Source organism: Microcoleus sp. B3-D7 (assembly GCF_036705305.1).
GTDB lineage: Bacteria > Cyanobacteriota > Cyanobacteriia > Cyanobacteriales > Microcoleaceae > Microcoleus.
In genome coordinates this window covers 16,404-31,997 of record NZ_JAUBUE010000020.1, presented here as the reverse complement: position 1 = coordinate 31,997, position 15,594 = coordinate 16,404, and the positions used below count along the sequence as shown (strand labels likewise).

The 15,594-nt window shown below is 47.1% G+C and carries 12 protein-coding genes; 6 read left to right on the top strand and 6 right to left on the bottom strand.

Translation table 11 applies throughout. The features are described 5' to 3' along the window. The first annotated feature begins 66 nt into the window (after positions 1-66). Positions 67-1,620, top strand: a complete 1,554-nt coding sequence (cysS, locus tag QUB25_RS15355) for a cysteine--tRNA ligase (RefSeq protein ID WP_333183981.1) — start codon at positions 67-69, stop codon at positions 1,618-1,620. A 91-nt stretch (positions 1,621-1,711) separates the two neighbouring features. On the opposite strand, the gene QUB25_RS15350 is transcribed toward cysS, so the two are convergent. Next, positions 1,712-2,662: an alpha/beta fold hydrolase gene (locus QUB25_RS15350; protein WP_333183980.1), complete on the bottom strand. Its 951-nt coding sequence runs from the start codon at positions 2,660-2,662 to the stop codon at positions 1,712-1,714. Between the two features lie 143 nt (positions 2,663-2,805). Between QUB25_RS15350 and QUB25_RS15345 the strand changes: the two genes are divergently transcribed. Further along, positions 2,806-3,918 (top strand): AI-2E family transporter, encoded by a 1,113-nt coding sequence (locus QUB25_RS15345; RefSeq protein WP_333183979.1) that lies wholly within the window; start codon positions 2,806-2,808, stop codon positions 3,916-3,918. A 297-nt stretch (positions 3,919-4,215) separates the two neighbouring features. On the opposite strand, the gene QUB25_RS15340 is transcribed toward QUB25_RS15345, so the two are convergent. Continuing rightward, a complete protein-coding gene (locus tag QUB25_RS15340; RefSeq protein WP_333183978.1) occupies positions 4,216-5,151 on the bottom strand; it encodes an OmpA family protein in 936 nt (311 codons plus the stop codon). A gap of 240 nt (positions 5,152-5,391) precedes the next feature. Between QUB25_RS15340 and QUB25_RS15335 the strand changes: the two genes are divergently transcribed. Beyond that, the gene (locus QUB25_RS15335; protein ID WP_333183977.1) at positions 5,392-6,063 is read left to right on the top strand and encodes a hypothetical protein; all 672 of its coding nucleotides are present in this window, start codon (positions 5,392-5,394) and stop codon (positions 6,061-6,063) included. A gap of 5 nt (positions 6,064-6,068) precedes the next feature. Further along, positions 6,069-8,147: an abortive infection protein gene (locus tag QUB25_RS15330; protein ID WP_333183976.1), complete on the top strand. Its 2,079-nt coding sequence runs from the start codon at positions 6,069-6,071 to the stop codon at positions 8,145-8,147. 150 nt (positions 8,148-8,297) lie between these two features. On the opposite strand, the gene QUB25_RS15325 is transcribed toward QUB25_RS15330, so the two are convergent. From QUB25_RS15325 to QUB25_RS15310, 4 genes are all read right to left on the bottom strand, one after another. Continuing rightward, positions 8,298-9,497, bottom strand: coding sequence for a DUF4335 domain-containing protein (locus QUB25_RS15325; RefSeq protein ID WP_333183975.1), 1,200 nt, complete (start codon positions 9,495-9,497; stop codon positions 8,298-8,300). 3 nt (positions 9,498-9,500) lie between these two features. Further along, positions 9,501-10,127 (bottom strand): DUF3038 domain-containing protein, encoded by a 627-nt coding sequence (locus QUB25_RS15320; protein ID WP_333183974.1) that lies wholly within the window; start codon positions 10,125-10,127, stop codon positions 9,501-9,503. Between the two features lie 280 nt (positions 10,128-10,407). After that, complete coding sequence (locus tag QUB25_RS15315; protein WP_333035191.1) at positions 10,408-10,911, bottom strand: hypothetical protein; 504 nt, start codon at positions 10,909-10,911, stop codon at positions 10,408-10,410. A gap of 158 nt (positions 10,912-11,069) precedes the next feature. Further along, positions 11,070-13,274 (bottom strand): cation:proton antiporter domain-containing protein, encoded by a 2,205-nt coding sequence (locus QUB25_RS15310; RefSeq protein ID WP_333061565.1) that lies wholly within the window; start codon positions 13,272-13,274, stop codon positions 11,070-11,072. Between the two features lie 432 nt (positions 13,275-13,706). Between QUB25_RS15310 and rpsB the strand changes: the two genes are divergently transcribed. Further along, on the top strand, positions 13,707-14,537 hold the full coding sequence (gene rpsB, locus QUB25_RS15305; RefSeq protein WP_333035195.1) for a 30S ribosomal protein S2: 831 nt from the start codon (positions 13,707-13,709) through the stop codon (positions 14,535-14,537). A 322-nt stretch (positions 14,538-14,859) separates the two neighbouring features. Then, on the top strand, positions 14,860-15,519 hold the full coding sequence (tsf, locus tag QUB25_RS15300) for a translation elongation factor Ts (RefSeq protein ID WP_333072626.1): 660 nt from the start codon (positions 14,860-14,862) through the stop codon (positions 15,517-15,519). The last annotated feature ends 75 nt before the right edge of the window (positions 15,520-15,594 follow it).

Genomic DNA, 15,594 nt, shown 5'->3' with positions numbered 1-15,594 from the left:
GCACACCCTACACATAGACGTTCTGCGTAAATCTTGTAAAATCTAAAATCTAAAATCTAAAATCGAATGACTCTAACGCTTTACAACAGCTTGACCCGTCGCGAATCACCTTTTGATCCCCTCGAACCAGGAAAGGTGCGGATATATTGCTGCGGCGTTACGGTATACGATTACTGCCACGTCGGCCACGCCCGCGCTTACATTGTGTGGGACATGGTGCGACGTTATCTGATGTGGCGAGGATACGATGTGCGCTACGTGCAGAATTTTACAGATATTGACGACAAAATTCTCGATCGCGCCCGCGAAACCAATTCCACAATGGAAGCCGTGGCGCAACGCTTCATCGAGGCATATTTCGTAGATATGAAGAAGCTGAATATTCTCGAGGCCGATGAATATCCCCGCGCCACCCATACAATGGACGGCATTAAACGGCTGATTCACGAATTAGAAAATAAAGGTTATGCCTATGCTTCCGGCGGCGACGTTTACTACAACGTGAGGCAGTTTGCCGATTACGGAAAACTTTCCGGCCGCAAGTTGGAAGAAATGCAGGCCGGGGCTAGCGGTAGATTGGAAACCGCAGAAATAGAAGCTCAAAAAAAGCAAGATTCCTCTGATTTTGCCCTGTGGAAAAGCGCTAAACCCGGTGAACCTGCTTGGGATTCATCTTGGGGAAAAGGTCGCCCCGGATGGCACATCGAATGTTCGGCGATGGTGCGCGATTGCTTGGGCGAAACAATTGACATTCACTGCGGCGGTTCCGATTTAACTTTTCCGCACCACGAAAACGAAATTGCTCAATCTGAAGCCGCGACGGGCAAGCCACTTGCTAAATATTGGATGCACAATGCTTTTGTGACTGTCAACGGCAAAAAGATGTCGAAATCTTTGCACAATTTTATTACAATTCGCGATTTGTTGGATGGGAAGTGGTCGGGCGATACAGCTTTGGAAAGAAGCGAGAACTCAAAAGCGGTGGAACCGATGGCGGTGAGGCTGTTTGTGTTAACAGCGCACTACCGCAGTCAAATTGATTTTACCGAAGAGGCGATCGCCTCTGCAAAAAATGGCTGGCATACTCTTGAAGAAAGCCTACTTTTTGGTGATTTGCACGGTTCCCAATTGGGCTGGGATTTAGATAAAATCAAGAAATTGCCCATAGGGGAGAGTGAGGCTGTACAGCAATTTAGAGCAGCGATGGATGATGATTTCAATACTCCTAATGCTTTAGCTGTTGTGTTTGAATTGGCGAAGGAATTGCGGCGCGAAAGGAATATAATTGTACATGGGGGAAAAACGGAAATGCCTTCGGAAGTGTTGCAACACAAGTGGCAGACTCTTGTTAAGTTAGGGGAAGTTTTAGGATTTAAAAAACCCAATCTCGTCCCGCTAAGTGCGACTATCAATATCCCTTCCGCATCTTTCAGTATTAATAAAGTTGAAATCATTAGGGGATTAACTGATGAGGAGATTGAGGTGATGATTCAGCAGCGGAAAGATGCCCGAAAAGCTAAGAATTTCGCTGAGGGCGATCGCATTCGCAACGAACTCAAGGATCGGGGCATTACTCTGATCGATCAAAAAGATGGCACAACAATTTGGCATCGCAGTTGAAATTTAGAGTTTTTTAACCGCAGATGAACGCGGATGAACGCAGATAAAATTCCATCCGCGTTCATCTGTGTTCCGAAGCTGATATCTGCGGTTAAAAACTCCCATTCACAAACTCCGCAACAGCCGCGACAAATTCTGCGGTGGATTCGTAGGGCAAAACATTGCGCCCCGGCATTAATAAACCTTTCGCATTGGGAAAATGGGCTAAATATTGCCCTAATCTTTCATCCGGTTTCTCTTCTTTACCCGCTTGACTGATGCTTGAGGCTGTTTCTCCCATCACAATCAGTGCGGGGCGATCAAACTTTTGAATCGTACCGCTATAATCCTGGCGCCAAAACCCCGCTAAAAAGGAGAAAACCGCGTGACGGCTGTCAGGATTTGCCGCGCCAGTCTGCAAAGCATCCAACCATTCGCTGTCAACCTTTGCCGCATCGCCAAACAGTTGTTTCACTGAAAAAGAACGCAAAAACTCAGCGCGTCTGGCGTAGCGGTAAAAAGCGTTTCCCAAGGGAGAATGTAACAAATTCCAGACAATCCGTTGCTGTCTTTCGGTCGAATGTTTGTTCATCACAGCCCAAGCGGGAGGCCCTGCGAGAACTAAGCCACGAATTAAATTTGAGCCGCTTTCCTGCTGCATTTTTGCTAAAGCCAAGGCTACCGACAGTAAAGCACCTTGTACGAGGACGATCGCAGGTTTTTTGACTACAGTTTCCAAGAAATACTGCAACTGTGCCGCCCAATCGTCTGGATAGCAAGCCACAGCCGGCATTTCGCAATCGCCGCAGCCCAGCAGGTCGGGATTGTAAATCGGATTAGTGTTGCCTGCTTTGTACCAACTCTCACAAAATCTATGCCAAAAGATTCTTGACAAACCAACTCCTATCGGATGAATTAATAACAAAGGGATGCTATCTTCTGTCGCAGTAGTTGGGTTATAAACATCATAAGCACAGCGATAGTTTTGCCATTCGTAAAACAGCGTTGGTGACTTTATAGACGAAATGGTGGATAAATCTTGGGTTGAATATGGCGGTTGCATATTATTTTTTGAACCGATGTTACTTTTTATTATAATATGAGTAGGTGCGGGTTTTACCCGACATATATTTGGTAAATGAGAATATAAATAAACCCGCTCTGCGGGATGACATAAGTGCCAATACAAACCTTGATTACTTAATTATGTCAGAACAGCGGATAACTATTTCTTTACCTAACTTGCTGCTAATTGTAGCATCGTCCTTGCTGCTAGTGCTGCTGTGGCAATTGCGGAGCCTGCTAGTAATTCTAATGATATCAGTCGTGCTGGCTGCTTCGATCGTCCCGATCGTGAATTGGGCCGAAACCATGCGGGTTCCCCGTTGGCTGGCGGTGATTATGGTTTATTTAACTCTCATCGGCGGATTTAGCGGGACGGTAGTGTTAATCGGGCCCACGGTAATCGAACAAATAGAGTTACTGCTGCGGCAGCTACCAGTTTATGTCGAAAGTTTGCGAACTGTGGCAACTAATGTATTGAGTCGCCTAACCGACGATGCCCCAACCTTGGTGGGTCAGTTGGTGGACACTCAATCGCTGACTAATTGGCTGATTCGATCGAGTCAACAACTGGTTTTGCGATCGTACAGTTTAACGAGAGGCATTCTAGGCGGTGTCTTCAGCCTAGTTTTAGCATTATTTATTTCAGGTTACATGGTTGCGGACAGCGACACATTAATCAAAAGTTTGGTGCAATTTTTCCCAAAACCTTGGGACGCAAGATTAGCCGCACAAGCCGCGCCAATCGGTCAAAGAATGGGGAGTTATATTCGCGGGCGAGTGTTAGTTTCAGGCATTTTAGGGATATTTATTACCACAGGTTTGAGCATTTTGGGAATGCCGGAATTTTCTTTAGGCTTGGGTGCGATCGCAGGTGTTACCAACTTGATTCCCTTCATCGGCCCAGTGTTAGGAGCAGTACCAGCATTAATCGTAGCATTAGCTAAAGGTGGCTGGGTACTTGTGTGGGTATTACTGTTATTTGTAATCATCCAGAATTTAGAAACTTACGTACTCGATCCTTTGCTGGTTGGTTCATCGGTTGGTGTGCATCCTTTATATCAATTGCTGTCTGTCTTGGGAGGCGTTCAAGTATTAGGAATTATTGGAGCTGTAATTGTGCCGCCTTGGTTTGCGGGAGTAGCAGCTTTGATTGAGAACTTGTATTTAAAACCGAAACTTAGGAGCGAACATCGAGAGGCAATAGATCAAGCTAAAAATAATTCTGACTTGCCACCTCTTACACCTTCGGCTTGATAGCGTGGAAGATGGGGAAATGGGGCAATAGGGAGAGGGGAATTGAAATATTTAATTTATATCGTTTCTCTTGGAATCGGCATAATATGCTTGAAAGTGCAGTGCGAGCTTAATATCTCGCGAAAAGAACACTCGCGAGATATTAAGCTCGCACTATTAACTAAAGACTAGACTTGAATTGTATGCCTTCGCTCTCCTATGCTGAAATGCCTCTGTGTGGCATCGGCAGTTTCCCTATTAATCAAAGATTGATGTAATAAGTCTAATAACTGGTGACTGATTACTGATCGCTAAAAACTAAGGACTAATTGCCACTTCAATGCGGCGGTTGCGCTGCCGATTAGTATCGGAACTATTATCCACCGAAGGGCGACTTTCCCCATAGCCGATCGCCACCCAATGATACTTCTGACCGAGTACACCCGACAAATACTGCACCACCGCCTGAGCCCGCGCAAACGACACATTGCGATTATCCGCCGCTTCCCCCGCGTCGTCAGTGTGGCCCGCAACCCGCACAGTTGCCCCCTCGTGATTACTCAACTCCGCCACCAAATTGTCCAAAATCGCATTAGTTCCCGCGCGCAAAGAAATACTGCCAGTATCAAACAAAACATCGCTGGGTAGAGTCACCATCAGCCCATCCCCCCCAAACACCGGATTATTGGCATTCTGTGGGGCAGTATTCACCGTTTCAGGGTTCAGACTCGGGCTGCTGCCGATCGCCGGTAAAGCAGGGGCAACACTTGCCGCCGTTTCCGGCGCCGCCAATTCCCGCGACATCAACTGCAAACGCTTTTCCAAAGTTTCCGTCGGGCGGCTGCTGCCCAACTGACTCTCCAAAGCCGCGGTGCGACCAATCAGCGCGTTGAGTTCGCCCTGCAACTGTCTCAAATCCGACTGCAATTTCTCTCTCTGGGCAGGACTGACTGTTGACTGGGGAGTTGGTGTAGCGGTTGGTGGCGGGAGCGCCGGAATTGGCGTTGCTGGGGCGCGTTTCGGGCTGGAGGTCAAATTTTGAGTTACACGCAGCAATCTCTCTGCCAGCGGCATCTCCGTCGCCCCTGACGGATAAATTTGAGCGATCGCCATCCCCAGAACCCACGCAAAACCGCTGCCCACCCCCAGCAGCAGCAGTCGAAAAATCAGCGACAGTACAAGCAAACCTTTTCCCCGCGACTTGGAGACGTGAGTGGGGGGGATTGAAGGTTTTTGGTTAAAAGATCGCGTCATATTTCATCCCTCTCGGTGTACATACCAGATTAATTTCGATACTATCTTACCTATCCGATTTGAAATTTGAGATTTGAGATTTGAGATTTGGCCTCCAATCTAAAATCTCAAAAAGAAACCCGGTTTCTATAAATCTGGGGTTTCGTGGCGAAGCATCGAGGCAGAAACCAGGTTTCTAGTTTGTTGCGTGCCAGCCTGAATCAGTTGGATAATTCAGTAAAATTTTTGGAAAAAAAACCGATGACTGACCCTTTAAATAGCCCTTATCCCGTTCCTTGGGAATGGATTACTGCCACTCATGCTAAAGTGAGTTCCACGGCCGGCACAGGCCTCCGCTATTATCGCAGTCCATCCCTAGTTTCAACTAACGGCCAATACGCAGCTTACAGTCGAATTGAGTTGCAAGTGCAGCCGGAATTCTCCCGGTGTCGGGTTAGCAGTGTCATGTTTGTGGAAAATCTCAAAACCGGGGAACTGCAAACAGTGGCGGCTGCTTCGCCACTGGCAGAAAGTGGGATGTATGCTAGCGAGGATACAGATATGTCCGGGACGATCGCCATTTTAGTGCCTGTTTCTTGGAATCAAGACGGTTCCCGCATTCTCGCCCGCGAATTTGAAGCACTTTTCAACTCTTCCGATATGTCCGACTACGGTGTCATTTGGGACAAAAATGATAACTACACTTATACCGTTGCTCCCGCTCGCAGTCTTTACACTCATGCTGTATTGTTGGGTTGGAGTCAAGTTTGTCCCGGAAAAGTTCTGTTCCGTGCAGGCAATTTGGGCGATCGATCTTGGCCTCTTTGTGCAGTGGATATGACAGGGCAAACGGTACCTGTCACCGAGGACAAACCCCTAGTTTTCGGCAGTCAAGCCAGCACAGACTGGATCGAACCTAAAACTCGTTTTTAGATATTATGGTGGCATTTTCTTTGATCGGGCCAACAATTTTTTTAGTTTCAGGTCAGTCTTTTAACCAATTCATTTTGACCCTGGTGCTGATTATTTTAGCTATTGTTTTTGGTTTAACAGCATTTATTTTTATTCGCATTTTCTTCAATTGGTTGCAGGCGAAATTGGAGAACAGTCCCCTTTTTTTTAGCCGCTCGTTCACAAGAAACACTGGTCATTTAACCGCTGATATTTCACAACCTGAAACGGTGTTTTTAGAACCCCGATTCCTAGAAAGTGACGGCAATTTAACGGCTACTATTTTTGGAGGCAAAAGCGCTATTTCAAGAGCGCTTCAGCCGGAGATTATCTGCGAAAATTCAGCAGCAGTTGCCTATCTCTACAAGCCGATCGCTCTTTGGCACGGGCGCTTAATTTTGCCCTCACACGAACAGCGCCAGCCCTACGGTACAGTGTTTTTTGAAGTAATAAGTGCGCCCAAAAAATATAAAAACTTTATTGGCAAAACAGCATTTTTAAAATGGAGTACAAATCGCGAAGTACAGTTTTTTGTCCACGCAGTCAGTCAAGATATAAACTTCACACAAGAAACTAAAAAAAGCCAAAAATCTGGCAACATCCATCCAGATAGATTGAACGGTTGGCGAAATGTCGGCCCTTTAGAAACTCTAGCAGGCAGCAGACTCGAAAACAGCGTGACTGTGATGCTACGCAGGCCCGTGATTGCGATTAATTATAGCAGTAGCGATCGCCATGAACTGACGATCGATCGCGAACCAGTACAAATTATCGGACGTTTCTGCGCCTTAGTCTCAATTTTAAAGCGAAAAGAAGCCGACAGCGACAAATTTATTGTCCGGCATTTCAACAAAACATCTCAACAATTTGACGGCGCCGCCGAAATTATTCGGATTCCACAAGTACAGCCAGACAAAAATGGCGTAGCGAGGTTTACCAATCACCTGATCGAACAATCCCCCTTAAATCCAGACGGCTGGTACATTTACGGCGAAAGAGACGCAGAAAATATGTTTGTAGTACAGGCAATCGAACCCCGCAAAATTGCCCAATTAACACCAGATGAAACATATTTCGGTCTCAAAAAATCTCTGGCTTATTTAAGCAACAAAAATTGGGAAAATACACCAGCCCAAAAAGGGCAAGCAAAAAGAGTATTGTTAACCCCAAATGAGGCTACAGAAAACGATTCAATCTCTCCTTGGCAAGAAGGAGATATCGGGATAGTGATTCACAGTTTCGGCGGTATCGGCGGCAAAAAAGGCGAACGGCCACCGCTGGGGATTGTCACCGGACATTTTGCTTTGGGGGTAGCAAAAGTAGTGCGCGATCGCTTTACCAGCGAACTGCGTTTTGACATAGAATACAAACAAGTTTACGCCCACAATCCCGACGGAATTGTTGCCGGTTCCAGCAAATGGCAAAGCTACATGGGAGACTTGCAGCGCGGCTGGTTGGGCGATCGCCCGGTTTGCGATATCATCTGTAAATTAGATTGCGTGTGTTGCGACTACGATTTTGACGGCATCACCTTGTCGCCTTTAACCGAATTAAACCAGCAACTAGATATCATGATGGCCCGTTACCGCAGCGGAGACGGCACCGGCGCAAGTTTAGTCACCCCAGCAACTTCTTGCGTCCAAGATTCAAGTCAGGCAATTTACGCGACAATTAAAAAAATTACTTCCGAAATAGAGTCAAATCCTCAGATTCAAGACTGGTTGAAGACACATCCCACCGACGCACAAACCCAAAGGTTTCACCAGTTAGTAGCTTTAGGAGAGAGTTTAGAAAAAGTATTAATGCCCCTCGGCATTGTCCGTCCAGATTGGCGGAAAAATGCAAGATTGGCGGGGATTGATGCGGAACTGAAAAAAACCTTTTTTGTCGGTATAGTGAACCTGATAAAAGCTGCTATTAGTTACCGAACAATGCTGCCTAGGCGCACCCAAGATGAAATAGCCAAAATTTTCTTAAAACAGGGAGCATTTTTGTGGATAATTCGCACCAATCAAGTTGGAGGATTTGACCCAAACATTGAGCCAATCGCACCAACAGGGCTTTGAATCATATCAAATCCGGGTTATAAACCCCCTTGAAAAGACTCGGCGGTTAAAACCGATCCTACACAAACTTTAGTCTTTGCAGAGAAGGACTAAAGAATAAAAGGGGTATGAAAGCCGGATTTGATTCAGTTAACCGTTAACAATCAACCATTACCAAGGAGTGACTTGAACAGTGCCGTCTGGTGCCAAAACTACGCGGAAATCAGCCAGCGGTTCGGCCGGTGGCCTGGTGCCAACCGGTTTGTAAAGCAACTCCGACAACGGCGTTTCGGATCGATCGACTGCTGCCGAATTCTCGGGCTTGTAACCGACAATAGCCCCGTCTTGGGCCACACTCACCCGATAAACCAACTCCGCATCCGGAGGCTGATTCTTCACAACTCCGTCAATTTGCTGGGAAAGTTTGCCCCTCAACAGCTCAATTTCCCCTGAATCGGTAATTGGCACGGCTGCTGCTTCAGGGCTTGCCAAACCTTCAGCAACAGGACTGGGCGTGCTTTCCGGCGAAGTGCTCGACTGGGGTGTGGCGCTAGGTGAATCGTCCGACTGCGGTGTGGGGCTTGGTGAAGCGTCCGACTGCGGCGCGGGGCTCGGAGTCGGCGAAATCGATTCAGCGTTCGGAGTTTGAGTCCCAGGCAGCAAACCGCCCGCAGGGGGCGTGGGATTGGGATTAGGTGAACCCGATCCGCCCGGATTCGGCGTCCCTTGATTCTGGCCCGCTGGATTGGGCTGCGGCACCGGATCTCTCTGGCGCTGGACTTCCGGCACCGGCACCAAGAAAAACGCCATCGCAGCCAAAGCCAAACTCGACACCCCCACCACAGCAGGCAAAGTCCGTTTCGCCAAAGGTTCGGCCGACTTGACGTAACGCTTGGAAATTGGGGTTAATTGCAGCGACAATTCCGGCAGTGTCTGCGTGTCGGCAAAAAACTGATCGATCGCCTCTACCAAGTCAAATAGCTGTACCGTCGTCAAATCAACTTTTGCCGACAGTTCTGTTTTTTGATCGATTGGGGTTGGGCTGCCTGTGGAGGCGGGTAGAACGGTCAATCGGTGCAAATTCCCGTCAATTCTGTGTAACTGCACCATACCCACATTCGGGCCGTAGCGATCGGGATAATGCACTCCGCTCATAAATTCTTGAGCGTAGCTGCTGACGGCCCTCACCAAGCTTTCAAAAAACTCCCGCCCCCCCGTCAGGGGCTCGCCGAGACCTTTCACATAGCATTCAGCGCTCATTAGTATGGAAAGCACCGGCCGTATATCTAAGTGGCTGGTTGCCGATCCATCGCTCAACCCTTCTAGAACTAGGGTGCAATTTGGCAGACTGTACTGACGCCTAATAGTCATTTTTTATTCAACTTCTCCATCAAACAGGCTAACCCAGAAGCGCTGCATTCCGGCTGTGCCTGTACAAAATAGCAGTTTGCTCAACAAGTTCAAAGCTAGTTCGTTGAGCTTTTCGTCGGAATCGTAAGCTGCAACTAGCGATCGCTTGGGGTTCATGCGCGATCGAAAGTGAGCTCGAAAGCGTTCTAAATACTCGGCCAGTGCCAGGTTCTGGTTGAGGGGGATATTTCTCGATCGCAACTGCTGCGAGTCTAGCAGCAACTGCCGAATTGTGGCGGTTAACTTACGCGCCATATTGCAGGCGATCGCCACCAGCGCTTTTGCCTCCACCGTGGTAAGCGAGCGGCGCTGGGTGTAGCGTCTCAGCGGGTTAGTATTCCGCATCAGCCAAAGGGCAACCCGATTTTTGATAATTGATTCCAATTCCAGGTCCTTTGACACGGCAAGCATTTCTTCCGCACCTCCGAGATACAAGGCTTCGATCGCCAGCAACATCAAGTCAATTTGCAATCTGGCTCGGCGGGGACATCCCCCATCGGAGGGCGACAAGTCTGGCAAACTGTCTAAAATTAACGGGTTTGACTGGGTAAGCGAAGTTTCTGACGGCATTAATATCACGGCAACATCCATTCCAAACAAACTATACGGGCACGGGGGGTCTTAAGCAAGACAAATTCTCAACCAAGAACTTCTCTGGGATACTTTATTTTTATCATTGACTTTTAGGTATATTTTCTAATTTAGCAGCAACCGACCGTCACAGGCGAGCTCCGGCGGCGGGAGTTTTATCGCCCATTCCCCCAACCCCGCCGCCACTTTGTGATTCCTTGGTTCATGAGGGGTGAAGGCAAGAGTCCGAAAGCGACAAAGAATTACCCATTTCCCATTTCTTATTCTCTATTGGGATCAATCAATGTTCCTGCTTTTGGGGTTGCACCGCCGCTTCTCTTTGAGCCGTAAAATCAGTAGCCGCCGTCTTATCAGTTAGACTAATTTTTCCCTTGAGGCTTTCTTGCTCCACAATTCCGCGCATTTTAACAGAACTGTTTTGACCCGTTGCTGTGGAGTCGCTGCAACCAGCTAAATTAGCAACCGTACCCGACAAGTTCAATCCTTGAGTTTCCCACTTACCAAATAGAGAAGGTTTCTCCTGGGCTGTTTTTTCCCTGCCCTCCCTGCTGCCCGATCGCAAATTACCGCTCAAATAAACACCCGATTGCTCGATTGTCAATACCAAAACATCAGACTTCAGACATTCTGGCAAACTTTTAGCATCGAAGCGATAACTTCCCCCAATTGCCGGAGCCGCCTTTAAATTTGATTCGCCGTAAGCACTCACTAATTTAAACAGCAGCAAAACAGAGCCGATCGCAATCCCGTAAAATGCCAGCGATTTGAGGCTTAAATGATTCATAATCTTGGTAATTAGTAATTGGGCATTGGGCATTGGGCATTGGGCATTGGGCATTGGGCATTGGGCATTGGGCATTGGTACTAACTCACAAGTAACCAATAATCAATAACCAATAACTAATAACAACTACCAACAGTCAACAGTCAACAGTCAACTGACTACATTTGAGGAAGTACCGACGCCAAGTGCGATCGCACTTTAACGTAACACCGCGCAATCAGCAGCGAAGAATGACACTGCACAGCCAATTCATCAGTATACTGTCCCAAAGTTTGGCGCTCAATTCCCCATTCCCGACTCGTACCCGCAATAGTCAAATCAGCATTAGCAGAAGCAGCCACCACTGCTTGAATTGGCTCAGCAGCCTCCACAATAGGAGTTTCAATGCGCGATCGCACATCAACCGGCAACTGATCCATCACTCGCTGAAACTCATAACTCAGAGCATTTTCAGCTTCCCCGTCAACCGCCACCCGCAGCACCGTCAAACGGCGTTCCTCGCTATTAACTAACAGTCTCAGCGCCAATTCTAACCCCAAATCATCGTGAATGTTTGCCGCGTAAGGTACTAACAAGTTATTCAATTTTTCCCGACCTCGGTCAACAAAAATTGCTACATCCACCTTAGCGTTGCTGAGAATTTGGCCGACACGTCCTCCCAAACGGTTGCTGGTAAAAGTAGGCCTGTGCCATCCTACTAAAATCAAATCTGCGCGATCGATCTCGGCAATTTGTGCCGTTTCCCGGGCTACATCATTAGTAATCCGAATGATGGGATGTACCAATTTCCGCGCCTCCGGCAGTTCCAAAGTATCAATCAATTCTGATAATTTCGAGCGACGCTCTTGAATAATGCGATCGGCTTCTGCCGGCGTACTTTCAAAGGCATAGTCATCATTTAATTCTATCAAACTCAGAGGATGAACCGCCGCAGACTTTAAATCATCACCGCCCATACCAGCAGCCGGCTGGGCCAGCGCTACCGCTAGTTGCAGTAAACCTTTCTGCGTGCTGGGATTGGCAACAGGTACTAAAATTCGATAAGTGGGCAGCAATTTGTTAGCAGTTTCTTCGCTGCTGTCAGCAATTTGTGAATCTTCTAATTCTGAATCCTCAGAGTTAACTTCTGAAATATCTAATCTAATTAACCGTTTTGGATAAGTCCACTCCAACAGTGGCGAAGTCATAAAAGTTGTCACTAACGCCATGATGACTAACATCGTAAATAGCAGCGGCGAAACTACGCCCAGCGAAAGACCGATATTCAGCACAATTAGTTCAGTCAAACCGCGAGTATTCATCAGCCATCCCAGCGCTGAAGCTTCGCGGTTGCTGATGCCGCAAACTCTGGCCGCAACGTAAGTGCCGACATATTTCCCAATAATAGCCACTCCTAAAACTGCGGCACACAGCAGCCACAATTCTGGACTGTTGAGGAGGCCGATTTGAGTCCGCAAGCCGCTGTAAGCAAAAAAGATTGGCAGCAGAAATATTAGTACAAAGTCTTCAGTTTTTTCTGCTAATTCTCTGGTTAATCCCGCATTTTTAGGCATGGCAGCACCCAGCAAAAATGCACCGAAGATTAAATGAATGCCGATCCATTCAGTAATTAAAGCCGATGCTACAACTCCCATGTAAATTCCCGAAAGCACTAACTGTGTTAATCTACCCGTGCGGTTGTATTGCTTGGAAAGCCGCTGCAAGAACCAGCGGACTACAGTCAGCATGAAACCGATGTAAATTAAAGATGCAATAATTGTCGGCAAAGCACCGAGCATCGAATTAGTACGAGTAACTGCGATCGCCACCGCTAACAAACACCACGCCGTTACGTCATCTACCGCCGCGCAAGTCAGGGCCAGAGTCCCCAATTTTGTATTCTGCAAGTTGTGTTCTGTAATAATTCTTGCTAGCACCGGAAAGGCAGTAATTGACATCGCAGCGCCCAAAAATAGGGCAAAGGCTGTAAACGAAACGCTATTATTTGAAACTATGGGATACAGCAGCAGTGCTAGCAAGCTTCCTAGAGAAAACGGCACTAGAATGCTGACGTGGGAAGTTAAAATCGCTATATCTAAATTGCTTTTGAGATACTTTGGATTCAGTTCCAAACCAATCAAAAACATGAAAAATATTAGCCCCACCTCAGATAGCACGTTGAGGAAGGGAACGGCTTCTGCTGGAAAAAGTGCTGTTGCTAAATCTGGTGCAACTAAGCCAAACAGAGAAGGCCCAAGCATAATTCCTGCTACAATTTCTCCAATGACTTGAGGTTGTTTGATCGCTCGAAATCCTAAACCTACAAGTCTCGAAAGTGCGATGACAATTAGAACTTCAAGCAGAACGAGAATGGGTATGGGCATGGCGTTTTTAGCTTTGGGATTTTTGCGGATCGAGAGGGCAGGCTACTAAAGCTGACTGAATTGCCGAGAAAAAAATGGATACCAGCTCGATCGAAGGTAGAACGCACAAGAGGCGCACCAACAACGCCATTCTCTCACAAGCGAACAAAGGCTTTGGCAACCTTCCACCTGGATTTTTTGTTTTTAAGAAGCTCTTGCAAGTAACTTTAACCGCAGCGTGCACACCCCGCACCCAACCCGCCCATTAAATCTCACATCCGGGTGCCAAGCCAACCCTACGGATATCAGATTGTCAGAAAAAGTAGCGCGCTTGTGATAAACTAGAAAAGTTGTTTAAATTCGCACATCCGGGTTTTCGGGTGTTTCGAGGGCGCAAACCTTCAGAAATACGACCGGGTGGAGGATTAACCCGAATCAGGAGTTAAAAATACAATGCCAGTAGTCAGTTTGGCTCAAATGTTAGAGTCAGGGGTTCACTTCGGACACCAAACCCGTCGGTGGAACCCGAAAATGTCTCCATACATTTTTACAGAGCGCAACGGGGTTCACATCATTGACCTCGTGCAAACAGCTCAGCTTATGGAAGACGCCTACGAGTACATGAGAGTTGCCTCAGAAAAAGGCAAAAAGTTTTTGTTCGTGGGTACGAAGCGCCAAGCTGCAGGAATTGTAGCCCAAGAAGCTCAACGCTGCGGTGCTTATTACGTCAACCAGCGCTGGCTGGGGGGAATGCTCACCAACTGGACGACGATTAAGTCCCGCGTGGAGCGCCTCAAGGATTTGGAGCGCCGCGAGGAAATCGGCGCCCTCGATTTGCTGCCGAAAAAAGAAGCTTCGGTACTCCGCCGAGAAATGGCAAAACTCCAGAAATATCTGGGCGGGATTAAATCTATGCGGAAGATTCCCGACGGAGTGGTGCTGGTAGACCAACGCCGCGAGTATAATGCGGTGTTGGAATGCCAAAAGTTGGGAATTCCGATCGTCTCTCTGTTGGATACCAACTGCGACCCGGATTTGGTGGACATTGCGATTCCGGCGAATGACGATGCTATTCGATCGATCAAGCTGATTGTCGGCAAGTTAGCTGATGCCATCTACGAAGGTCGTCACGGTCAGCAGGGCGGCGACTCTGAGGAAGACTACGACTACGAAGGTGGCTACGAAGGCGCTGAATATGATGTCGAAATCGAAGAATTGGATGACCCCGATTATGTAGATCCCGACGACGCTGCTGAGGCCGAGGGCGAAGAAACCGAGAGCTAGTATTGCCCTCGGAATCTGACATCAGGAAATTAAAAATTAAAGATTGAAAATTAAAAATAATTATTATTTTTAGTTGGATATTTTTAATTTTTAATTGTACATAGCACGAGTCTACGTCATTAGTAGATCTCTGGCAAAAGCATTCATTGTGTCAGGGTCAGAATTAATTCTGGCGCTACACCTACAAAGTCGGTACTAAGATCGACTGGGTATTTCTTCACTCTGGTCTAATCATTAACATTAAAATTAGTGACTAATGACTGATGACTAATGACTGATGACTAATGACTAATAACTAATTTTGATTGGGAACTTAAAGAAGATGGCGGACATATCTGCAAAACTTGTTAAAGAACTGCGCGAAAAAACTGGCGCGGGCATGATGGACTGCAAAAAAGCCCTCGTTGAAAACGAAGGCAATATCGAAACATCCATTGAGTGGCTGCGGAAAAAAGGTCTGGCTTCGGCAGGTAAAAAAGGTGGACGAGTCGCCTCCGAAGGACTTGTAGGCAGCTACATTCACACCGGCGGCCGCGTGGGAGTGCTGGTGGAAGTTAACTGCGAAACAGATTTTGTGGCACGCCGCGAAGAATTCCAAAAGTTGGTGCGGGATATTGCGATGCAAATTGCAGCTTGCCCGAATGTGGAATACGTGAAAGTTGAAGATATCCCCGCCGAAGTTGTCGAAAGAGAAAAGGCAATTGAAATGGGCAAAGATGACTTGGGCAACAAGCCGGAAAACATCAAAGAAAAGATTGTTCTAGGGCGGATTGAGAAGCGCATGAAAGAGTTATCTTTAATGGATCAGCCTTTTATTAAAGATCAGAATATCTCGGTGGAAGAGTTGGTGAAACAAACGATCGCCCAAATTGGAGAAAATGTCCAAGTGCGCCGCTTCGTGCGTTTTGTCTTGGGCGAAGGCATTGAAAAGGTAGAAGCTAACTTTGCCGATGAAGTGGCAGCCCAAATGGGTGTTCAATAATCCCAACTTAAGATTTAGAATTAAAAATTAAAAATGTGAAAAGTTGATTTTTTGCATTTTTAATTTTTAATTTTT

What these genes read in the sequence shown, in the direction of transcription:
- QUB25_RS15345 (WP_333183979.1), top strand. Translation starts at nt 2,806, where the DNA reads ATGTCAGAACAGCGGATAACTATTTCTTTACCTAACTTGCTGCTAATT.
- QUB25_RS15350 (WP_333183980.1), bottom strand. Translation starts at nt 2,662, where the DNA reads ATGCAACCGCCATATTCAACCCAAGATTTATCCACCATTTCGTCTATA.
- rpsB (WP_333035195.1), top strand. Translation starts at nt 13,707, where the DNA reads ATGCCAGTAGTCAGTTTGGCTCAAATGTTAGAGTCAGGGGTTCACTTC.
- QUB25_RS15335 (WP_333183977.1), top strand. Translation starts at nt 5,392, where the DNA reads ATGACTGACCCTTTAAATAGCCCTTATCCCGTTCCTTGGGAATGGATT.
- QUB25_RS15340 (WP_333183978.1), bottom strand. Translation starts at nt 5,151, where the DNA reads ATGACGCGATCTTTTAACCAAAAACCTTCAATCCCCCCCACTCACGTC.
- QUB25_RS15315 (WP_333035191.1), bottom strand. Translation starts at nt 10,911, where the DNA reads ATGAATCATTTAAGCCTCAAATCGCTGGCATTTTACGGGATTGCGATC.
- QUB25_RS15310 (WP_333061565.1), bottom strand. Translation starts at nt 13,274, where the DNA reads ATGCCCATACCCATTCTCGTTCTGCTTGAAGTTCTAATTGTCATCGCA.
- cysS (WP_333183981.1), top strand. Translation starts at nt 67, where the DNA reads ATGACTCTAACGCTTTACAACAGCTTGACCCGTCGCGAATCACCTTTT.
- QUB25_RS15320 (WP_333183974.1), bottom strand. Translation starts at nt 10,127, where the DNA reads ATGGATGTTGCCGTGATATTAATGCCGTCAGAAACTTCGCTTACCCAG.
- tsf (WP_333072626.1), top strand. Translation starts at nt 14,860, where the DNA reads ATGGCGGACATATCTGCAAAACTTGTTAAAGAACTGCGCGAAAAAACT.
- QUB25_RS15330 (WP_333183976.1), top strand. Translation starts at nt 6,069, where the DNA reads ATGGTGGCATTTTCTTTGATCGGGCCAACAATTTTTTTAGTTTCAGGT.
- QUB25_RS15325 (WP_333183975.1), bottom strand. Translation starts at nt 9,497, where the DNA reads ATGACTATTAGGCGTCAGTACAGTCTGCCAAATTGCACCCTAGTTCTA.